We start from the raw sequence: 20,038 nt of genomic DNA on the forward strand, positions 1-20,038 counted from the left end.
GCGGTGTTTCACGTGAAACATCGTCCGACCCTCCCGGGGGTCCACATCATGGACAACTACGCTCGGGACATGAACGCAGAAGCCGCCGACGCGCTCGCCGCCGTGAAAGACGCCGACCGGAAGCACGTTTTCCATTCCTGGTCGGCGCAGGAGCTCATCGACCCGCTCGCCGTGGCCGGGGCCGAGGGCTCGTACTTCTGGGACTACCAGGGCAACCGCTTCCTCGACTTCTCCAGCGCCCTCGTCTACACGAACATCGGCTACCAGCACCCCAAGGTGACCGCGGCCGTCCAGGAGCAGGCGGCCAAGCTCTGCACCGTCGCCCCCGGCTTCGCCGTCGACGTCCGCTCGGAGGCGGCCCGGCTGATCGCCGAGCGCACGCCCGGCGACCTCGACAAGATCTTCTTCACCAACGCGGGCGCCGAGGCCGTCGAGAACGCCGTACGGATGGCGCGCCTGCACACCGGCCGGCCCAAGGTGCTGTCCGCGTACCGCTCGTACCACGGGGCCACCGCCACCGCGATCAACCTGACCGGCGACGCGCGCCGCTTCGGCAACGACAGCGCGACCGCCGGCGTCGTGCACTTCTGGGGGCCGTTCACCTACCGCTCGCCGTTCTACTCGGCCACCGAGGCCGAGGAGTGCGAGCGAGCGCTGCGCCACCTCGAGGACACGATCGTCTTCGAGGGCCCGCAGTCCGTCGCCGCGATCATCCTGGAGACCGTCGGCGGCGCTCCGGGCGTGCTCGTCCACCCGGACGGCTATCTCGCCGGGGTCCGCGAGCTCTGCGACCGCTTCGGCATCGTCTTCATCCTCGACGAGATCATGGTCGGCTTCGGCCGCACCGGAAAGTGGTTCGCCTCGGAGCACTGGGGCGTCACCCCCGACCTGATCTGCTTCGCCAAGGGCGTGACCAGCGGATACGTCCCGCTCGGCGGTGTCGCCATCTCGGCCGCCATCGCCGAGACCTTCGCGCGCCGGCCCTACCCGGGAGGGCTGACGTACTCCGGGCACGTGCTGGCCTGCGGTGCCGCCGTGGCGACGATGAACGTCATGGAGGAGGAGGGCATCGTCGAGCAGTCCGCCCGCACCGGCGCTGAGCTGCTGGGGCCGGGCCTGCGCGCCCTTGCCGAGAAGCACCCGTCGGTCGGGGAGGTCCGCGGTCTGGGCACCTTCTGGGCCCTGGAGCTCGTACGGGACCGGCAGACGCGCGAGCCGCTCGTTCCGTACAACGCGTCCGGGGCGGACAACGCGCCGATGGCCGAGTTCGGGGCCGCCTGCAAGAAGGGCGGGCTGTGGCCGCTGATCGCGGGCAACCGCATCCACGTCGCCCCGCCCTGCAACATCGCCCCCGAGGACGTGGCCAAGGGCCTGCAGATCCTCGACGAGGCCCTGTCCGTCGCGGATGCGCACATGGCCTGAAATGCACGGATGCACGGTCGCCCAATCCGTGGGTGCCTGTCTTGGACGTTCCGCGCCGTTCCGAACACCACGTGAACGTGCTGGAATCCGACAGAGCACCTACGGACCGGGATGCACGTCAGTCCCGGGGCGGTCCTCCGTGACCGAACGGCGGGGAGCGGGCCGACCGCTGGACGCCGGGCGTACGGGATCCAGTCGGTCGGACTCCGTGTACCCGAAGGAATACAGCCATGAGCAAGCACGTCCTCGCGCAGAACCAGTACGGCAAGGCCGAGAACCGCATCGTCAAGGTCACCCGCAAGGGATCCGACGGGTCGTGGCACGAGATCCGCGACCTCAACGTCTCGGTCGCGCTCCGTGGTGAGTTCCGCGACGTCCACCTGACCGGCGACAACGCCAACTGCCTGCCGACCGACACCACCAAGAACACGGTGTACGCCTTCGGCAAGGAGCACGGCATCGCCTCGCCCGAGGCCTTCGGCATCCTGCTCGCCAAGCACTTCGTCTCCTCCCAGTCCCCGATCCGCGAGGCGCAGATCCGGATCGAGGAGTACGCCTGGGAGCGGATCCCGGTCCCGACGCGCAAGGAGCAGCACTCCTTCGTCCTCAAGGGCCAAGAGGTGCGCACGGCGCAGATCACGTACAGCGAGACGACCGGCCTCCAGGTCATCTCGGGTCTGAAGGACCTGACCGTGATGAACTCGACGAACTCCGAGTTCCACGGCTACATCAAGGACAAGTACACGACTCTGAAGGAGGCGTACGACCGCATCCTGGCGACCAAGGTCACCGCGCGCTGGGCGCACTCGGCGCTGGCCGCCGACGACTCCGTGTTCGACTGGGACCAGTCGTACAAGAAGGTCCGCAAGAACATGCTGGAGGCGTTCGCCGAGACCTACTCGTACTCGCTCCAGCAGACCCTGAACCAGATGGCCGAGCGGGTGCTCGACAACTGCCCGCGGGTCAACGAGGTACGCCTCAACCTCCCCAACAAGCACCACTTCCTCGTCGACCTGGAGCCCTTCGGCCTCAAGAACGACAACGAGGTCTACTTCGCGGCGGACCGGATGTACGGCCTGATCGAGGGCACCATCCACCGCGACGGCGTGCAGCCGGTGATCGCGACGAGCGACTGGATCGTCGCGTAGCGGCTACGGGTCGAGTGGTCGGCCGATCTGGAGGTTCCACCTGCCGAGCCGCCCGGTGAGAGTGGTCACCGTGTCCGGCCGTACGTCGAGGCGCCAGAACGCGGCCGCCGGCAGCTCCAGGGCGTGCACCACGCCCGCCCGTACGACGGCCTGGTCGACCACGGCGCGATGCGTGCCCGGGGCCAGGCCGGCCAGTGCGGAGCCGACCCGGGCGATCAGTGCGGTGACGGACTCCCCGCCGGGCGGCGCGTAGTCGGGATCGGTCAGCCATCGCTGTACGGCGGCCGGATCCTGGGCGGAGACGTCGTCCAGGGTCCGGCCCGCCCATTGCCCCGTGTCCGGGCCGCGCAGGCCCTCGTGGCCGGGGCAGGGGGCGCCGTGGCCGAAACGTATCTGCCGCGAGGCGGCCTCGAACGGGCGTGTCACGAACTGAACTCGTACCACGGCACTCTTCATAAGGGGAGCGTAAACGCGGTACGGTCTCGGACGACAACCTAAAAAGACGACGGTATGACGGAAGTACCGGTGAAAATCCGGCACGGTCGCGCCACTGTGAATCCTCCCGGAGGGGGAGGGAAAGTCAGACCCGCCATGTCGTCGCGAGCACCACTGACCGGGACGCGTGTTCCCTCTGGAGGTACTGCCATGGCTCACTCCGCCGTGCCCACGACGGCCCCTGCCGTCGCCCCGATTTCTCTCTCCGCGCTCGCCCCCTGGGCCGTGTTCGTCGGCGTCCTGATGCTGGTCCTGCTCTACCTCGTCGGTGCCGAGCAGGGCGCCACCGCGCTCTTCGAAGGCGACACCGTCCACGAGTGGATGCACGACGGTCGCCACCTTCTCGGCTTCCCCTGCCACTGATCTCCACCTCAGCAAGGGAAGACCGAACCATGAACCCCATTTCCCCCCGCGTGCTGCTGGTCCGGGGCATGCTGGCCGGTCTGCTCGCAGGCGTGGCCGCCTTCCTCGTCGCGTACGTCCTGGGTGAATCCAAGGTCGACGCGGCCATCGCCATCGAGGAAGCGGGCCACGCCGCCCACGACCACGGCGAGGAGGCGGCCCCGGTCAGCCGGGCCCTCCAGGCCACGGCCGGCCTCGGCACCGGCACGCTGCTGTACGGGATCGCGCTCGGCGGCATCGCCGCGCTCGTCTTCTGCTACGCCCTGGGCCGCATCGGCCGCTTCGGCCCGCGGGTCACGGCCCTGCTGGTCTCGGGCGGTCTGTTCGTCGCCCTCAACCTCGTGCCGTTCCTCAAGTACCCCTCCAACCCGCCGGCCGTCGGAGACCCCGACACCGTCGTCCGGAGGACCACCCTCTACGTCTTGATGATCGCGCTGAGCGTGCTGCTGTCCGCGGCCGCGCTCATCCTGGGCAGGCGCCTGGCGCCCAAGCTCGGGAACTGGAACGCGTCGATCGTGGCCTCGGTCGCCTTCGTCGCGGCGGTCGCCGTCGCCTACGCGTCCCTGCCCGGCATCAACGAGGTCCCGGCGGACTTCCCGGCCGCCCTGATCTGGCAGTTCCGCCTCGCCACACTGGCCATCCAGGCCGTGATGTGGACAACCTTCGGTCTGGCCTTCGGCGTTCTCGCCGAACGCTCCCTCACCCCGGCCATCGCCCCCCGCCAGGAAGCACAGCCCGTGAGCTGACGCCGAGCCCGGCAACCCACGGCCTTGACCGCCCCCGGCGGTCAGGGCCGCGGTCATTTCTCCGGTCCACTCGTTCGGTCGTATCTTGCTCAATCCACGCAACGGCGGTGGCCTACCCGTCGCCAGCTGGGAAGACGTCCGCGGTCGGGTGGCGACACGCCTGTGACGCGGCGTCAGTCTTCGGCGTTGTAAGCGGTACTGACGGGCAAGGAGGGGGTCCACTGCTCTCAGGAGTCCCGGCCGCCGGAGCCGGGGATCGGACCAGGAGGGAATTCCATGCCCCGCGCCAAGTGGGTGGTCGGCGTGCTGACAGTGGCTCTGCTGGGAGCCGGCGTAGGCATGCTGCGGAGCACCGAGGGCGCCCGGCCCGCGGCGGCCACCGCCGCCGATGCGCTGCCCTCCCGCGCGCTGGGTCTGTCCGGCCACCGCCGGCTCGTCGAGCAGCTGGAGCATGCCGGGCAGCACGCACCGGGCAAGGGGGCCCGGCCCGCGCGCGCCGCCGCCATCAGACCGCTGCGGGTCTCGCGGCCGCTGCGGCTGCACATCCCGAGCCTGGGCGTCGACCTGCCGCTGGGCGGGGACGCGGAGGAGGCCACCTGGGACCACGACAGCCCGGCTCCGGGCTCGGCCGGCACCGCCGTGGTCACCGCCGACGATCTGCGTCTCGCCGAGCTGCGGCGGGGACTGACCATCGAGATCGCGCGCGCGGACCGCCGTACCGCCGTGTTCACCGTCGACCGGGTCTCGCCCGCCGGGGTCAGCGGTCGCGGGCAGCGGCCCGGGCGCGCCCAACTCCGGCTGGTCAGCGGTGAGACCACCGTTCTGGCCCGGCTGACCGGCCAGCGCCGCACCGGCTGAGCCGGCCGCCGCCGCGGCCTCCTGTCAGCCGAGGGGGGTGTCTTCGTCCCCCGGTCGGGGGCTTCTCCGGTCCGATCGGGGAGTTGTCCGGCGTGTCGGGGCAGACCCCTCGCATGAGCGGGACGCGGCACGCACGCACGGCACTGGCCAGGGCCCTTTCGACGGCCTGTGTCGTACTGCTGTGCCTGTTCGCGTCCGGTCCCGCCGTCACCACGGCCGCAGCGGCGGCTGCTGCGGTCGAACGCACCGCCTCCGGCGCGCCGAGCGAGCCGGGCACCCCCGCCGAGGGGGAGTCCGATCCGGCCGCGGATCCCGAAGTGCGGGTCGCCGTACGGCTCGTCGTGCGCGGGCTGCCGGGAGTACGGCAGCTGCCGCGTCCGGTGTTTCACGTGAAACACGCCGGTCAGGCCGTACGCGCCGACGCCTGCGGGACGTACGGGCCGATGCTGTCCGCGTGGACGGAGCGGAGTGTGGTCCTGCGCTGCTGAGCGGGCCGAGCAGCAGCGCACACCCCACACACACCCGAACACCGTGAGGTTCCGGCATGCCCATCGACCCGTACGCCGCCCTGAACGCCATGCTCCGCGCCGAGGTCACCCGCTCCACCCCGACGGCCCCGAAGCCCCCGGCCCGCGGGACCGACGGCGAGGGCTCCCCCACCGCATCCGTGGCGGGCGTAGCCACCCCGGCCACCGGCTCCGAGTCCTCGCCCGAGGCCTGAGCCCCGGGATGCGAGCAGGCGCCGGTCCTCCCGGGGACCGGCGCCTGCCCCGGCTCTCCGGTCAGGGCTCGCGCGTGTGGTAGCGGTAGAACGCCACCAGCCCGATGCAGAAGCCGGTGATGAAGCCGACCCAGCACGAGCGGATGATCGAGTGGTCGGCCAGGCTGTACAGGTAGCCCACGGCGATCCCGCCGAACGCGCCGTACGCCGCGGCGTGCAACTCCTGCATCAGCCGGGGGCCAAGACGGGCGAGCGTGAACATGATGGCGGCGAAGACGGCGCCGCACAGGATCCCGTAGAAGACGTTGCCCGCGTCGACCCCGCCCGTGTCGCGCCTCATGAAGGCCGCCCAGACTCCGTAGACGAGTCCGAGGAGCAGTGCCCGCGTCAATTGGCCCTTGATCGCGTCGTCCGTGCCGGTCGCGCCGGTCGCCTGCCAGTGCCGCCTCGGGGCGGTGGGTGCCGCATGTGCCATGACAGGGCTCCTCTCTCCCATCATCCAGGGCACACCCGCCGCTCCAGACCGGCAAGTGGATCAGTGGATCAGCCCCCGGCACCCGCCCGCCACCCGCCCGCAGCAGCACCGCTCGCGCCGCTCGCCGCCGCGGCTTTCCCTGGTGACGTGCGCACCTTCCTCTCGGCGGTACTCATCGTGCTGGTGGCCCTCCTCGTGCCCGCCGGCGCCGTCGCGTACTGGGCGGACCACGAGCTGGGCGACGCCGACCGGTACACCGCGGCGATGTCCCCGCTGGCCGAAGACCCGGCCGTCCAGGGCGTCGTCGTCACCCAGGCGGGCCGCGCCCTCGCCGGACAGATCGACGCGGGGCCCTTCCAGGGCGGGGTCGACGCCCTGCTCGGCGAGGCCCTGCGCTCCTTCGCCGGGACCCCGGCCTACCGCACCGCCTGGGACGCGGCCAACCGCGCCGCGCACGCCGCCTTCCTCAAGGCGCTCACCACCGGCGACGGCGACGCCGTCACCATCGATCTCGCGCCCGTGATCGAGCAGGTCAAAGGGGACCTCGTCGCCGACGGCGTGCCGTTCGCCGACCGGATCCCGGTGACCCACGTATCGGTGAAGGTCATGGAATACGACAACCTCGGCGCGCTCCGGAAGGGCTTCCGCATGCTGCAGATCGCCGGCATCTGGCTCCCCGTGCTGACCGTGGTGCTCGCCGCGACGGCGATCGCCGTCGCCGTCCACCGGCGCCGCGCCGTGATCGCCACCGGGCTGGGGATCGCCGTCGGGGCGGTACTGCTGTGGATCGCGGTGGCCGTCTGCCGCCGGCTCACCCTCGACGATCTGCCCGCGGACGTCGACCGGGCGGCCGCCGCGGCGGTGTACGACGCGCTCACCGCGTTCCTGCGCACCACTGCATGGGTGGTGCTGGCGATCGGGCTCGCCGCCGCACTCGCCGCCTGGCTGACGGGCCGACTGCGCCGCACCCCATAAGCTCGGAACGTACCTGCGCGCGCAGAACGCCCCAGAAGAAGCCGAGAAGAACCCAAGAAGAACGCAAGACCCCGGAACAGCGCAGAAGAACCGATTCACGAGCGGCCGCACGGAAGCTGAATGAGCACCGAACGCACCGAACAGATACCCTCCGGGCGCCCCCGGCACCGTCCGCTGGCTCCGCCCGCCTGGCTGCTCAAGGGACTGCGGCCGAGCACCGCCCCCATCCCCTGGGCCGCCGCCGCGCGAGCCGGGATCGCGATGGCCGTCCCGCTCGCCGTCGGCTTCGCCCTGAACGAGCCGGAGTACGGGGCCCTCGTCTCGATGGGCGCCCTGTCCGGGGTCATCGGCGACACCGCCGACGCCTACCGGATGCGGCTCCTGAACATCGCCGTGCCGCAGCTCTTCGGCGCGATCGGAGTCGCCCTGGGCACCCTGGTCTTCGGCCACGGCTGGCTCGCCGTCGGCGCCCTCACGCTGATCGCCCTCGTCTCCGGGATGATCTCCTCGATCGGCACGGTCGCGTCCGTGTCCGGACTGCTGCTGCTCCTCAACGCCGTGGTCGGCGCCGGCCTGCCGCTCCCGAAGCCCTGGTGGACGGCCCCGCTGCTGCTCAGCGCGGGCGGGGTGTTCGTCCTGCTGCTGACCCTGCTGGGCTGGCCGCTGCGCGGACGGCAGCCGGAGCGCGTCGCCGTGGCGGCCACCTACCGGGCGCTCGCCGACGCGCTGGAGGCCGCGGGCGGACCGGACTACGACGAGCGCCGCCGACAGGTCACGCACGCCTTGAACCAGGCCTACGACCTGGTCCTGGGCCGCCGCGCCCGGGTGCACGGCCGCAGTCCCGCGCTCGTACGGATGCTGGCCCAGCTGAACGTGGTGATCCCGCTGGTGGAGGCCGCCCCCGCCATGCACCTGCGGGGCAGAGCGCTGCCGCCAGAGATCCCGGCGGCCGTACGGGACCTGGCACGGACCGTGGAACGCGGCAGCACCGGAAAGCCCGTACTGGAGCTGCCCGCGCCGCAAACCCCCGCCGAACGGGCCCTCGACGCGGCGCTGCGGCACGCCGCGGCCATCGTGCACCTGCCCGATCCGGACCTGCACAACGTCGACGACCGGCTCGGCCGGCCCGCCGCACTGACGGTCCGCGCCCGGCGGGCCGTGCACGACATGATGCTGTCCAGCGCCTCCTGGCGGTACGGGCTGCGCCTCGCGCTGTGCATCGGACTCGCCCAGACACTGGTCTCCGTGGTGCCGGTCGAGCGGTCCTACTGGGTCGCGCTGACGGTCACCTTCGTCCTCAAGCCCGACTTCGGCTCGGTGTTCTCCCGGGCCGTGCTGCGCGCCCTGGGCACGGCGGCCGGGCTGGTCATCGCCGCCGCAGTGCTCGCCGAAGTACCGCGCGGCTGGTGGGACGTGCCGGTGATGGTGGTGCTCGCCGCGCTGATCCCCGTGTTCTCCACCAAGGGGTACGCCTTCCAGACCGCTGCCATCACCCCGGTGATCCTGCTGCTCTCGGACCTCCTCAACCACCAGGGCTTCGACCTGATCCGGCCCCGGCTGCTGGACAGCCTGATCGGCTGCGCCATCACCCTGGTCGCCGGCTATCTGCTGTGGCCCGAGAGCTGGCACACCCGGATCGGCGACCGGCTCGCCGACACCGTGGACGACGCGGCCCGGTACGTGGAACGGGCCTTCGGGTCCCATCCCGACACGGAAGCCGGGCAGCGGGCGGCACGGACCGCGCGGCTCCAGGCCCGGCGGCGGATCTACCGCGAGATGTCGGGCGTACGCAACGAGTTCCAGCGGGCGCTGACCGAGCCGCCGCCGACGGGGGCGCGGGCGGCAGCCTGGTGGCCGCTGGTCGTCGCCGTCGAGCGGATCGTGGACGCGACCACCGCCGCCCGGGTCCGGGTCAACCACGGAGCCGAAGCCCCCCGCGCCGAGGAAGTGGAGATCGTCATCGCCGATCTGCGGGCCCTCGCCGAGGGGGTGCGCAGGGTCCGGACACCGGCCCAGCTGCACCCCGCGGCGCTGCCGCCCGGGGACGAGACCTCCGTCCTGGCCCCGGTGCGCCACGAGCTCGCCGCGGCCCGCGCGATCGCCGCCGACGAGCACTGACGCGCGACCGGCCCCCGTGGGCCCGGGTCTCTCGCGTCACCCGCATGGCCTCGGGGCCGGGCCCGCGCCACCCGGGCGGGAGAGCATCGGTGCATGAGGCCCCTCTCCCGACGCGGCCGCGCAGCGGCCCCGGTCCTCGCCGCCGTCCTCGCGGCGGCGGCCGGGTGTGCCGATGTGGACGGGGTGCACGACGACGGCGACCTGGGCACGGTGCACGCCCCGCAGTCCCTGTGGGCGGACATCCACCCGGACCCGCCCGGCCCGGGCCAGAAGCCCGGTACGGCCGCCGTGGTCCCGGGGCTGCCCAAGGTCGCCGGCCTCAGCATGCGGGGCGTGAACGCGGTCGAGGTCGTACGGGCCGACATCACCGCCGCCACCGCCCAGGACGACGGGACCGGGCGCCTCGTCGACCCCCGGGCGGTGCAGCGGCTCGCGCTGTGTACACAGGCTGTGGACGGAGGTCCGGACTGCCCGGTGCGGCCCCCGGTGCTGCACGACGTGACGGGCAACGGCCGCGAGGAGCTGATCACCGCCCTGGACATCGACGGCCGGGTCAGCGAGCTGCGCGTCTACACCGTCCAGGACGACGGATCGATCGCCCGGATCCTGTCCCGGCGCGGGGTGCTGGAGGGCGTGGAGGTGGCCGCCGAACACCTGGCGGTCCGCGAGCCGACCTCGAACCCGGAGAAGGTCTCCGTCTCCGACTACGTGTGGGACCCCAAGGCCGGGATCATGAACCTGTCCCAGCTCACCCTCGACGAGTGCCCCGGCACGAAGGACAGCTCCACCCCGTGCGCCTCCCCGAGCCGGGGCTGAGAGGGGCCGGGCCGCCATGCGGGTGACGAGCAGTCTGCGCTGGAAGATCGCCCTGACCACCACGGCCGTGTGCTGCGCCGTCGCGGCGGTCCTCGGGATCCTCGTGCACAACGTGGTCGCCCGGCAGATCGTCGGAGAGGTCCGCAAGGACGTGGACCGGGACCTGGACTACGCCCTCGCCCAGTACCAGTACGGCACCTCCCACGGTGACGTGAACGTCGCCCTGGACCCGACCGAGCTCCCCGAGCCGCTGCGGAAACTCGTGGCGCGGGGGCGCACCGGCAGCATGGTCGGCAAGCACGCCGGGAAACCCGTCATGTGGGCCGCCGGGCCCGCCGACGACAAGCCCCTCGCCGTCTGGCTCCCGTACGAGAGCACCCGCCACCGGCTGCGGGACATCGACACCGCGATCCTCGCCTCCGCCGCGCTCGCCGCCGGAGTCGTGGCCCTGGCCGGCCTGTTCCTCGCCAACCGGATCAGCCGCCGGCTGACCACCACGGCCGCCGTGGCCCGCCGGATCAGCGCCGGAGACCTGGACGCGCGCGTGGGGTTCCCCGCCGAACAGGACGGCGAGGACGGCAAGGACGGGGCGCAGGGCAGGGACGACTCCGCCGAAGACGGCAGCCGGCGCCGGCCGCGCTACCGCGACGAGGTGCGGGACGTCGCGCAGGCACTCGACTCGATGGCCCGCTCCCTCCAGGAGCGGATCGAGGCGGAGAAGCGCTTCACCGCCGACGTCGCGCACGAGCTGCGCACCCCCCTCACCGGCTCGCTGGCCGCCGCCGCCCTGCTGCCGGAGGGACGCCCCAAGGAGATGATCAACGACCGGCTCAAGGCCCTGCACCTGCTCACCGAGGACCTGCTGGAGATCTCCCGGCTGGAATCGGGTGTCGAGCGCGCCGACCTGGCCCGGGTCGAACTCGGCGAGGCGGTACGGCGGGCCGTCGCGGCGACCCGCCCGGAGGCTTCCGTACGGGTCGTCCGGGACGCGGTGGTGCTCACCGACCGGCGGCGGCTGGACCGGATCCTGGCCAACCTGCTGGTCAACGCCGACAAACACGGGGAACCGCCGGTCGAGGTGACCGTCGAGGGCCCGGTGGTGGTCGTACGCGACCACGGGCCCGGCTATCCGCCCGAGCTGATCGAGCAGGGCCCGCAGCGGTTCCGCACCGGGGACCCGGGCCGCGGCCGGGGCCACGGACTGGGCCTGACCATCGTGGTCGGCCAGGCGGCGGTCCTGGACATCGCCCTGAGCTTCGCCAACGCACCCGACGGCGGGGCGCTGACCACGCTCAGGCTTCCCGTCGGACGCCTGACGGACGCAGGCTGAGCCCACCCGGCGAAGGACACTGTGCGTGAAACGCCCATAGGCGGTGGATGTTTCACGTGAAACACCCACCGCCTTGGTGGATTCAACCGGTCAACTGACCGTGTCTACCGGCCCGATCAGACGCCGATGTTCTTGCCGTCCTTGCGCCAGACGGACACGACCGCCGGGCGGACGATCTTGCCGGGGCCGTCGGGCCACACCGACTGGGGCTTCTCGACGGACGCGCCGTCGATCTCGCCCGGGTGCTGGACGGCGACCAGGACGCGCTTGTCCTGGACCAGCGGGCCGCAGGTCTCGGCGCCGCGGGGGACGGTCAGGAACTGCTTCAGCTCACCGCGGCGCTCACCGGCGGTGGCGACGCCGAACAGGCCGTCGTGGGAACCGAGCTGGTTGCCGTCCGTCGAGATCCACAGGTTGCCGTGCGGGTCGAAGGTCACGTTGTCCGGGCAGGAGATCGGGCTGACCTTCTCCTTCGGGAAACCGGCGAAGAAGGTGGACGGGTCCTTCGGGTCACCGGCGACCAGGAACAGGCGCCAGGCGAAGCCGTCACCGGCCGGGTCGTCGAAGTTCTCGGCGAGCTCCAGGATCTGGCCGTGCTTGTTCAGGTTGCGCGGGTTGGCCTCGTCCGCACCGGCCTTGCCGGCCTTGCCGCGGTCGCTGTTGTTGGTGAGGACGACGTACACGCGGCCGGTGCGCGGCGAGGGCTCGATGTCCTCCGGGCGGTCCATCTTGGTGGCGCCCACCTTGTCGCCGGCCTCACGCGTGAAGACGGCCACCTCTTCGGCGGTCATGCCCTCGACGTGCGAGATGTTGCCGGAGGGGGAGGAGGTGAGGAGCTTGATCCACACGCCGGAGCCGTCGAACTGGCCGTCGGAGGGGAGCTTGCCGGTGCCGTCGAACTCGGCCGCCGGGGAGTCGCCGGTCAGCTTGGCGACGTAGAGGGTGCCCTCGTCGAGCAGCGTGAGGTTGTGCTCCTTCGCCGCGCGCGAGTCGCCCTTCTTCATCTGCTTCGACGAGACGAACTTGTAGAAGTAGTCGAACTTCTCGTCGTCGCCCATGTAGACGACCGGGCGGCCGTCCTCGGTCAGGCGGGGCTGGGCGCCCTCGTGCTTGAAACGGCCCAGCGCGGTGCGCTTGCGCGGGGTGGAGTGCGGGTCGTACGGGTCGAGCTCGACGACCCAGCCGAAGCGGTGCGACTCGTTGGGCTCCTGGAGCACGTCGAAGCGCTTGTCGAAACGCTCCCACTTGCGCTCGGTGGCGCCGGCGGTCACGCCGTAGCGCTTCAGACGGGCGGCCTCGGTGGCGTCGGTGACCTGGCCGGCGTTGGCGAAGTACTGGTTGAAGTTCTCCTCGCCGTGCAGCGTGGTGCCCCACGGTGTGGTGCCGCCGGAGCAGTTGTTGAGCGTGCCGAGGACCTTGGTGCCGGTCGCGTCGACGGAGGTCTTCACCAGGGCGCTGCCCGCGGCCGGACCGGTGAGCTTGAACTCGCTGGTCGCGGTGAGGCGGCGGTTGAGCTGGTGGCGGTTGACCGCGGTCAGCTTGCCGCTGCGGTGGTCCTCCTGGACGACGACGACGCCGAGGCCGTGCGCGGCCCAGGCGATCTCGACCTGCTCGCGGGTCGGGTTCGCCGGGTCGTAGCCCTTGAACATGAGGATCTCGTCGGTGTACTCGTGGTTGGCCACGAGGAGCTGCTGGCGCTCGTAGTCACCACCGAGCGGGAGCAGCGAGAGGAAGTCGTTGTTGTAGCCGAACTGACCGGCCTGGGCGGCGGCGGTCTGCTTGTCGGCGTTGAACCCCGGAGCACCCTTGACGATGGGCTCGCCCCAGCGGATGACCACGTTCTGCTCGTAGCCCTCGGGGACGGTGACCCGGTCGTCGGTGTTCGGCGCGATGGCCTTGAAGCGCAGACCGCGGGCGCCAGCGGCGTCGGCTGCGGCGCCCTGGGCGGCGGGGGCGGCGGTGGCCGAGGAGCCGTTGCTGCCGAGGGTGATCGCGGTACCAGCGGCGGACGCGACCGTGACGACGGCGGCAGAGCGCAGCATCGAGCGGCGCGAGTAGGCGCGGGCGATGACGTCGCCGACGTACTCGTTGTCGCTCTTGTTCGGCACCTCGTGGAAGCAGGCGTCGCCGCAGCGGAAGCGGCAGGTGAGGGCGGAACGACCGCCCCCATGCGAGTTGCCTATGAGCGGCAGAAGCTTGCGCACGAGTTTCCTCCGTAGATGCACGGGTGCCGACAGCATGTCGGTCGAATCCAAGCCGTGACGGTAGGCGCGGGTTGCGCCGAAGCGGCGGCGCTGGAATGAACGCCCGGTGAACCGGGCACGTCGGTGCGGGAGTTCGGCAAGATGGGGTGTGTGCTGGGCGGGCCGGGCGCCACGAAGGGCGCCCCTGCCGAAGTTCCAGCCAAGCGGCCGATAACCTTACGTGTCCACTCTGGGCAGGGATCAACCGCGCAGCACGGACAAATGACGCACGCACTCATGCGAAAGGCCTGGCCCATGGGTATTCGGAGCTTGTTGCGCAAGGTGTTCGGACGGTCTGCCGAGCCGGTTCCGGAGATGACGGACGCCACTTCGGCCGCCGTCCCGAGCCAGGCGGAACGTACCCCCCTGGACGTGGCGGCCGAGCTGGTCGCCGCCTCCTTCGACAATCCGACGGTTCCCCCGCAGTCCGCTCCGCGGGACCGTGAACCGGGGACGCTTCTCACCGCTCCGGCCCCGGACCCCACGGTCCCGGAGGCCCGGCGCCCCCAGCCGGAACGTCCGGCGGTCGAGGCCGGGACGCCTGCGACGGAACCGGTCGCCGCGCCGGTCGCCGAGCCGGCGGCCGAGGTTGTGGCGGAGCCCGAGGTCGAGGTTGCGGCGGAGGTCGTCGCGGCCGAGGCCGAGACCCCCGAGCCGGAGCCGGTGGCCGAGGCGATCGCCGAGGTCGTGGCCGAGGTCGTGGCCGAGCCGGAGGTACGGCCCGAACCCGAGGTCGCCGTGGAGCCCTTGGCGGCCGAGGCGCAGACCCCGGCGGCGGAGCCGGTGGTCGAAGTGACCGAGCCCGCGGTCGAGCCCGCGGTCGAGGTCGAGGCAGAAGCCGCCGTCGAGGTCGCGGCCGTGGCCGTGGCCGTGGCAGAGCCCGCAGCCGAGGTCGTCACCGAGGTCGAGGCGGTGGCGGAGCCGACTGCCGAGGTCATCGTCGAGGTCGTCGCCGAAGCGGAGCCGGTCGCCGAGGTCGTCGCCGAGCCCGAGGTCGAGGCCGAGGTCGTCGTCGAGCCCGAGGTCGAGGCCAAGGTCGTCGTCGAGCCCGAGGTCGAGGCCAAGGTCGTCGTCGAGCCCGAGGTCGAGGCCATCGCCGAGCCCGACGCGGAGCCGGTGGCCGAGGCCATCGCCGAGCCCGACGCGGAGCCGGTGGCCGAGGCCATCGCCGAGCCCGACGCGGAGCCGGTGGCCGAGGCCATCGCCGAGCCCGAGGCGGAGCCGGTGGCCGAGGTCGTCGCCGAGCCCGAGGTCGAGGCCGTCGCCGAGGTCGACGCGGAGCCGGTGGCCGAGGTCGTATCCGACGTCGTCGTCGAGCCCGAGGTCGAGGTCGTCGCCGCCGGCGCCGAAGCCCCCGTGGCCGAGCCCGAGGGGCCGGCTCACGCGCTCGCCGATGTGAAGCGGGCTGCTCCCGGGGTGGCCGCGGCCTACAAGGCCGCCGGGCAGGTGCTCCGGGGCAAGGGCAAGGCCGGTGCGCGGGCCAAGGTCTACCTGGTCCTGGACCGGTCCGGATCGATGCGCCCGTTCTACAAGGACGGTAGCGCCCAGCACCTCGCGGACCACGCCCTCGCCCTCGCCGCGCACCTCGACGGCGAGGCGACCGTGCACACCGTGTTCTTCTCCACGGACGTGGACGGGACCGCCGACCTGACCCTCGACACCCACGACGGCGCCTGGGTCGAGACCCGCCACGCCGAACTCGGGCACATGGGCCGCACCAGCTACCACCGCGCCGTGGAGCAGGTCCTGGAGCGCCACCAGAAGGACGGCGGCGACCACCCCGCCCTCGTCGTGTTCCAGACCGACGGCGCCCCCGACAGCGTCCGGCCCGCCAAGCAGGCCCTCGCGGACGCCGCGGCCTCGGCACCCGGCGTGTACTGGCAGTTCGTCGCCTTCGGCGACCACGACGCCAAGGCCTTCGACTTCCTGCGCAAGCTGGACGCCGAGAACGCCGGCTTCTTCCACGCCGGCCCGGCCCCCGCCGGGCTGACCTCCGCCGCGCTGGCCAAGGGGCTGCTCCAGAGCTTCTGAGCCCCGTAGCCGCCCGCACAGGACGAGGGGCCCGGGATCCATCGGATCCCGGGCCCCTCGTCCTGCGTACGGCGTACGGGCGATTACCGCGCGGCGTCCGGGTGGACGGCCTCCGCGATCGGCTTGGCGTCGGCCGCCTTCGTCTCGACCGGCTTGCGCAGCGCGATGTTCAGCTCGCGCAGGCGGGTCTCCTCCAGGACCGTGGGCGCGCCCATCATCAGGTCCTGCGCGTTGCCGTTCAGCGGGAAGGCGATGGTCTCGCGGATGTTCGGCTCGTCGGCGAGCAGCATCACGATGCGGTCGACGCCCGGGGCGATGCCGCCGTGCGGCGGGGCGCCGAGACGGAAGGCGCGCAGCATGCCGGCGAACTCGCGCTCGACGGTCTCGGCCTCGTAACCGGCGATCTCGAAGGCCTTCAGCATGACCTCGGGCTCGTGGTTGCGGATGGCACCGGAGGACAGCTCGATGCCGTTGCAGACGATGTCGTACTGCCAGGCCAGGATGTCGAGCGGGTCCTTCTCCTCCAGGTCCTTCATGCCGCCCTGCGGCATGGAGAAGGGGTTGTGCGAGAAGTCGATCTTGCCGGTCTCCTCGTCCTTCTCGTACATCGGGAAGTCGACGATCCAGCAGAACCGGAAGACGTTCTCCTCGAACTGGCCGGCGCGCTTGGCGGCCTCGACCCGGACCGGGCCCATGATCTTGGAGACCTCGTCGAACTCGCCCGCACCGAAGAACACGGCGTGGCCGGGGACCAGGCCCAGGCGCTCGGTGAGGACCTTGACGTTCTCCTCGGTGAGGAACTTGGCGATCGGGCCGGTCAGCGCACCGTCCTCGCCCACGCGGACCCACGCCAGGCCCTTGGCGCCCAGCGAGATCGCGTACTCGCCGAGGCCGTCGAAGAACTTGCGGGGCTGCGCGGCGGTGTCCGGGACGGCCAGGGCACGCACGTGCTTGCCGGCGAACGCCTTGAACTCCGAGCCCTCGAAGACGTCGGTGATGTCGACGAGCTCCAGCTTGGCGCGCAGGTCGGGCTTGTCGTTGCCGTACTTCAGCATCGACTCGCGGAACGGGATCCGCGGGAACGGCGAGGTGACCTCACGGCCGTTGCCGAACTCGGTGAAGAGCTCGGTCATCAGGCGCTCGATCGGCTGGAAGACGTCCTCCTGCTCGACGAAGGACATCTCGACGTCGAGCTGGTAGAACTCGCCCGGCGAGCGGTCGGCACGGGCGTCCTCGTCGCGGAAGCACGGCGCGATCTGGAAGTACCGGTCGAAGCCCGAGATCATCAGCAGCTGCTTGAACTGCTGCGGGGCCTGCGGCAGGGCGTAGAACTTGCCCGGGTTCAGGCGGGACGGGACGACGAAGTCGCGCGCGCCCTCGGGGGAGGTCGCGGTGAGGATCGGGGTCGCCATCTCGTTGAAGCCGAGGGCCACCATCTTGGAGCGGATCGCCGCGATGACGGCCGAGCGCAGCATGATGTTGCGGTGCATGCGCTCGCGGCGCAGGTCGAGGAAGCGGTACTCCAGGCGCCGCTCCTCGTTCACACCGTCGTCGGTGTTGATCGTGAAGGGCAGCGGAGCGGCCGCGCCGAGCACCTCGACCTCGACGGCCTCGATCTCGATCTCACCGGTCGGCAGGTCGGCGTTGACGTTCTCGGCGCCGCGCGAGACGACCTTGCCGTCGACGCGGACGACGGTCTCCTTGGAGAGCTTGTCCAGGACGGCGGCCGCGGCGGTGCCGGGGCGGGCGACGAGCTGCGTGATGCCGTAGTGGTCGCGCAGATCGATGAAGAGGATGCCGCCCAGGTCTCGACGGTTGTGCAGCCAGCCGCTCAGCCGGACGTCGGCGTTGACGTCAGAGGCGCGGAGCTCGCCGCAGGTGTGGGACCTGTACCGATGCATCAGTCATCCAGTTCTTCGCGATACCAGGGTGGATTCAACCCTCACAAGGTTACCGTCCGGGCGGGGGGCCGTGCCGGCGTGCCCGGCAGCCCCCTCGAACAGGCACGCCGGGGGGATGACCTGTAAAGATGACCGGGTGCGCACCGAGGACGTCCTGGCCGCCATCGCGACGGGCCTGTGGCGATGGGACAACGCCTCCGGGACGGTCACCCTCGACGGCGAGGCCGCCCGGCTGCTCGGGCTGCCCGCGGAGCCCGTCGTGCTGCCCGAGGTCGTCGTACGGTCGCGGTTTCACCCGGTGGACTGGAACGAGATCAACGGAATCGTCAACCTCGCGGTGGCCGAGGACACCCTCGCGGAGGCCCGGCTGCGGATCATGGACGAGGACGGTCGGGTGCTGCGGACCGTACGCAGCCGCTCCAAGCCCGTGGAGAACCGGTCCGCCGAGGGCCACGTCGACTACGAGCTGATCGGCACCATCCAGGAGATCGCCGAGCCGCAGCCCGGCACCACCGCCGCCCACACCCCGATCACCGGCGACTGGCGACGCTCCCGCGAGGCGTTCCTGCTGGACGCGGGGCGGGCGCTCGCCGAGGCCCGCTCCACGGCCGAGGTGCTGCGGGTCGCCGCCTCGCTGTCGATGCCCGGCTTCAGCCCCGACGGGCTGGCGGTCTTCGGGGTGGCCGGGGACCGGCTGTCGATCATCGGGCACCACGGGCACGGCCCCGGGGACGAGGCCCCCTTCACGGACATGCGGCTGGAGACGGACTACCCGGCCGCCGACGTCGTCCGTACGGGACGGGCGATCTACATCCCCAGCCCCGAGGACTACAAACGGCGGTTCCCAGCCACCTGGCCGCTCGCCCAGCGCTTCGGCCGGGTCTCCTGGGCCTTCCTCCCCCTGATCGTCGCCGGGCGCACCATGGGCGCCTGGATGGCCGCGTTCAAGCACCCGGTGTCCTTCTCCCCGGACGAGCGGTCCGTCCTGACCACGGTGGCGCGGATGCTGGCCCAGGCCCTCCAGCGGGCCGGCGTGGCCGAATCCGAGCGGGAACTCACCTCCGGCCTGCAACGGTCGATGATGCCGACGCTGGGCCCCGACATCCCGGGCATGCAGATCGCCGCGCGGTACGTCCCGACCGGCGGCGGGCTGGAGGTCGGCGGCGACTGGTACGACATGATCCCGCTGCCGTCGGGCCGGTTCGCGCTGGTCATCGGGGACGTGCAGGGGCACGACGTACGGGCCGCAGGGCTGATGGGCCAGCTGCGGATCGCGGTGCGCGCGTACGCCTCCGAGGGCCACCGGCCGGATGCGGTGCTCTCCCGCGCCTCGCGCTTCCTGGCCGGGCTGTGTTCCTCGGAGGGGGCCGATTCGTACGAGGACTCCGACTTCCGCAGCCCGCGCTTCGCGACCTGCCTGTACGTGGAGTGCGACCCGGCGACCGGGCTGTTGGAGGTGGCCCGCGCAGGCCACCCCGACCCGGTGATCCGGATGACGGACGGCACGGTGCTGATGCGCCCGACCGCCGGGGGCCTCCCGCTCGGCATCGTCCCGGACACGGACTACCCGACGACGCGGTTCACGCTGGAGCCCGGCGAGACGATGATGCTCTGCACCGACGGGCTCATCGAGACCGGCGGGCACGACCTGGACACGGGCTGGGCGCGGCTGCGGGCGATCCTGGAGTCCGAGACGCACGAGCCGGACGCGGCCCACGGGTCCGACGGCCTGGAGAAGCTGGCCGACCTGCTGGTCCAGGCCGTGCACGGGCCCTCCTCGCACCACACCACCGGCCCGCTGGCCGACCGGCGCGAGGACGACATAGCCGTCGTCCTGCTGTGCCGGGAGGGCGCGGACTGCGGCTGCGGGGCCCCGGCGGCGCACCCGGTGCGACCGGCGCGCCGCACGATGCTGACCGTGGCGCAGGCGGAGCCGGAGCGGATCGCGGGCGCGCGCCGGCAGATCCGGGAGCTGCTGCACGACTGGGCGGACGCCGAGCAGGTGGACTCGGCGGTGCTCATGGTCTCCGAGATGGTCACGAACGTCCTCATGCACACGGACGGCGACGCGCTGCTGGTCGCGGAGGCGGTGGGCGAGCTGGGGACGAGGCGGCTGCGCATCGAGGTGGCGGACGCCAGCGACGAGCTGCCGCACAAGCGGCACCCGGGCGAGATGGCGTCGAGCGGGCGGGGCGTCCTGCTGATGGAGATGCTGGCGGACACCTGGGGCGTGGACCCGCGCGGCGAGGGCAAGTCGATCTGGTTCGAGATGGACGAACAGGCCAAGGAAGACTGAGCCTCGGCGACCGCGAAGACCGACCGCGACGACAAGGCGGCACCGGAGCGCCGTGGTTGGA

The 20,038-nt window shown here is 71.9% G+C and carries 17 protein-coding genes; 13 read left to right on the forward strand and 4 right to left on the reverse strand.

The genetic code is table 11. From position 1 onward, the window contains the following. The first annotated feature begins 69 nt into the window (after positions 1 to 69). Entirely contained in the window at positions 70 to 1,422 is a 1,353-nt protein-coding gene (locus tag ACIQU4_RS23020) for an aspartate aminotransferase family protein (RefSeq protein WP_403733701.1), read from the forward strand. Positions 1,423 to 1,652: 230 nt separating this feature from the next. Then, positions 1,653 to 2,570 (forward strand): factor-independent urate hydroxylase, encoded by a 918-nt coding sequence (gene pucL, locus ACIQU4_RS23025; protein ID WP_403733704.1) that lies wholly within the window; start codon positions 1,653 to 1,655, stop codon positions 2,568 to 2,570. A gap of 3 nt (positions 2,571 to 2,573) precedes the next feature. On the opposite strand, the gene ACIQU4_RS23030 is transcribed toward pucL, so the two are convergent. After that, entirely contained in the window at positions 2,574 to 3,026 is a 453-nt protein-coding gene (locus ACIQU4_RS23030) for a histidine phosphatase family protein (RefSeq protein ID WP_403733707.1), read from the reverse strand. A 189-nt stretch (positions 3,027 to 3,215) separates the two neighbouring features. Here ACIQU4_RS23030 and ACIQU4_RS23035 point away from each other — a divergent pair, with 189 nt between their 5' ends. The 5 genes from ACIQU4_RS23035 (at position 3,216) to ACIQU4_RS23055 (ending at position 5,792) form a co-directional block, all read left to right on the forward strand. Further along, entirely contained in the window at positions 3,216 to 3,428 is a 213-nt protein-coding gene (locus ACIQU4_RS23035) for a CbtB-domain containing protein (protein WP_030857499.1), read from the forward strand. Positions 3,429 to 3,457: 29 nt separating this feature from the next. Next, positions 3,458 to 4,213, forward strand: a complete 756-nt coding sequence (locus ACIQU4_RS23040) for a CbtA family protein (protein ID WP_403733710.1) — start codon at positions 3,458 to 3,460, stop codon at positions 4,211 to 4,213. 276 nt (positions 4,214 to 4,489) lie between these two features. Then, on the forward strand, positions 4,490 to 5,071 hold the full coding sequence (locus tag ACIQU4_RS23045; RefSeq protein WP_403733713.1) for a hypothetical protein: 582 nt from the start codon (positions 4,490 to 4,492) through the stop codon (positions 5,069 to 5,071). A 113-nt stretch (positions 5,072 to 5,184) separates the two neighbouring features. Next, positions 5,185 to 5,559 (forward strand): hypothetical protein, encoded by a 375-nt coding sequence (locus tag ACIQU4_RS23050; RefSeq protein ID WP_403733716.1) that lies wholly within the window; start codon positions 5,185 to 5,187, stop codon positions 5,557 to 5,559. Between the two features lie 56 nt (positions 5,560 to 5,615). Next, positions 5,616 to 5,792 carry a hypothetical protein gene (locus tag ACIQU4_RS23055; RefSeq protein WP_403733719.1) on the forward strand — a complete coding sequence of 59 codons (177 nt, stop codon included), beginning with the start codon at positions 5,616 to 5,618 and terminating at the stop codon, positions 5,790 to 5,792. Between the two features lie 61 nt (positions 5,793 to 5,853). Here ACIQU4_RS23055 and ACIQU4_RS23060 read toward each other — a convergent pair whose 3' ends face one another. Beyond that, positions 5,854 to 6,267, reverse strand: a complete 414-nt coding sequence (locus ACIQU4_RS23060; RefSeq protein ID WP_403733722.1) for a hypothetical protein — start codon at positions 6,265 to 6,267, stop codon at positions 5,854 to 5,856. A gap of 147 nt (positions 6,268 to 6,414) precedes the next feature. Between ACIQU4_RS23060 and ACIQU4_RS23065 the strand changes: the two genes are divergently transcribed. The 4 genes from ACIQU4_RS23065 (at position 6,415) to ACIQU4_RS23080 (ending at position 11,506) form a co-directional block, all read left to right on the forward strand. After that, the gene (locus tag ACIQU4_RS23065) at positions 6,415 to 7,242 is read left to right on the forward strand and encodes a hypothetical protein (RefSeq protein ID WP_403733724.1); all 828 of its coding nucleotides are present in this window, start codon (positions 6,415 to 6,417) and stop codon (positions 7,240 to 7,242) included. A gap of 120 nt (positions 7,243 to 7,362) precedes the next feature. Next, on the forward strand, positions 7,363 to 9,360 hold the full coding sequence (locus tag ACIQU4_RS23070) for an FUSC family protein (RefSeq protein ID WP_403733727.1): 1,998 nt from the start codon (positions 7,363 to 7,365) through the stop codon (positions 9,358 to 9,360). Positions 9,361 to 9,453: 93 nt separating this feature from the next. Next, positions 9,454 to 10,176 (forward strand): hypothetical protein, encoded by a 723-nt coding sequence (locus ACIQU4_RS23075; RefSeq protein ID WP_403733728.1) that lies wholly within the window; start codon positions 9,454 to 9,456, stop codon positions 10,174 to 10,176. Positions 10,177 to 10,192: 16 nt separating this feature from the next. Then, positions 10,193 to 11,506: a sensor histidine kinase gene (locus tag ACIQU4_RS23080; protein ID WP_403733732.1), complete on the forward strand. Its 1,314-nt coding sequence runs from the start codon at positions 10,193 to 10,195 to the stop codon at positions 11,504 to 11,506. A gap of 116 nt (positions 11,507 to 11,622) precedes the next feature. Here the strand turns inward: ACIQU4_RS23080 and ACIQU4_RS23085 are convergent, their stop codons facing one another. Beyond that, entirely contained in the window at positions 11,623 to 13,710 is a 2,088-nt protein-coding gene (locus ACIQU4_RS23085; RefSeq protein ID WP_403733735.1) for a PhoX family protein, read from the reverse strand. Positions 13,711 to 14,064: 354 nt separating this feature from the next. Between ACIQU4_RS23085 and ACIQU4_RS23090 the strand changes: the two genes are divergently transcribed. Further along, entirely contained in the window at positions 14,065 to 15,780 is a 1,716-nt protein-coding gene (locus ACIQU4_RS23090; RefSeq protein ID WP_403733737.1) for a VWA domain-containing protein, read from the forward strand. 83 nt (positions 15,781 to 15,863) lie between these two features. Here the strand turns inward: ACIQU4_RS23090 and aspS are convergent, their stop codons facing one another. Beyond that, positions 15,864 to 17,681: an aspartate--tRNA ligase gene (aspS, locus tag ACIQU4_RS23095; protein WP_403733739.1), complete on the reverse strand. Its 1,818-nt coding sequence runs from the start codon at positions 17,679 to 17,681 to the stop codon at positions 15,864 to 15,866. A gap of 136 nt (positions 17,682 to 17,817) precedes the next feature. Here aspS and ACIQU4_RS23100 point away from each other — a divergent pair, with 136 nt between their 5' ends. Continuing rightward, positions 17,818 to 19,977: a SpoIIE family protein phosphatase gene (locus ACIQU4_RS23100; RefSeq protein ID WP_403734057.1), complete on the forward strand. Its 2,160-nt coding sequence runs from the start codon at positions 17,818 to 17,820 to the stop codon at positions 19,975 to 19,977. The last annotated feature ends 61 nt before the right edge of the window (positions 19,978 to 20,038 follow it).

It is taken from the genome of Streptomyces sp. NPDC090741 (assembly GCF_044769045.1).
Taxonomy (GTDB): Bacteria; Actinomycetota; Actinomycetes; order Streptomycetales; family Streptomycetaceae; genus Streptomyces.

Coding starts and splice junctions, on each gene's coding strand:
- ACIQU4_RS23020 (WP_403733701.1), top strand. CDS start 70: ATGAACGCAGAAGCCGCCGACGCGCTCGCCGCCGTGAAAGACGCCGAC.
- pucL (WP_403733704.1), top strand. CDS start 1,653: ATGAGCAAGCACGTCCTCGCGCAGAACCAGTACGGCAAGGCCGAGAAC.
- ACIQU4_RS23030 (WP_403733707.1), bottom strand. CDS start 3,026: ATGAAGAGTGCCGTGGTACGAGTTCAGTTCGTGACACGCCCGTTCGAG.
- ACIQU4_RS23035 (WP_030857499.1), top strand. CDS start 3,216: ATGGCTCACTCCGCCGTGCCCACGACGGCCCCTGCCGTCGCCCCGATT.
- ACIQU4_RS23040 (WP_403733710.1), top strand. CDS start 3,458: ATGAACCCCATTTCCCCCCGCGTGCTGCTGGTCCGGGGCATGCTGGCC.
- ACIQU4_RS23045 (WP_403733713.1), top strand. CDS start 4,490: ATGCCCCGCGCCAAGTGGGTGGTCGGCGTGCTGACAGTGGCTCTGCTG.
- ACIQU4_RS23050 (WP_403733716.1), top strand. CDS start 5,185: ATGAGCGGGACGCGGCACGCACGCACGGCACTGGCCAGGGCCCTTTCG.
- ACIQU4_RS23055 (WP_403733719.1), top strand. CDS start 5,616: ATGCCCATCGACCCGTACGCCGCCCTGAACGCCATGCTCCGCGCCGAG.
- ACIQU4_RS23060 (WP_403733722.1), bottom strand. CDS start 6,267: ATGGCACATGCGGCACCCACCGCCCCGAGGCGGCACTGGCAGGCGACC.
- ACIQU4_RS23070 (WP_403733727.1), top strand. CDS start 7,363: ATGAGCACCGAACGCACCGAACAGATACCCTCCGGGCGCCCCCGGCAC.
- ACIQU4_RS23075 (WP_403733728.1), top strand. CDS start 9,454: ATGAGGCCCCTCTCCCGACGCGGCCGCGCAGCGGCCCCGGTCCTCGCC.
- ACIQU4_RS23080 (WP_403733732.1), top strand. CDS start 10,193: ATGCGGGTGACGAGCAGTCTGCGCTGGAAGATCGCCCTGACCACCACG.
- ACIQU4_RS23090 (WP_403733737.1), top strand. CDS start 14,065: ATGACGGACGCCACTTCGGCCGCCGTCCCGAGCCAGGCGGAACGTACC.
- aspS (WP_403733739.1), bottom strand. CDS start 17,681: ATGCATCGGTACAGGTCCCACACCTGCGGCGAGCTCCGCGCCTCTGAC.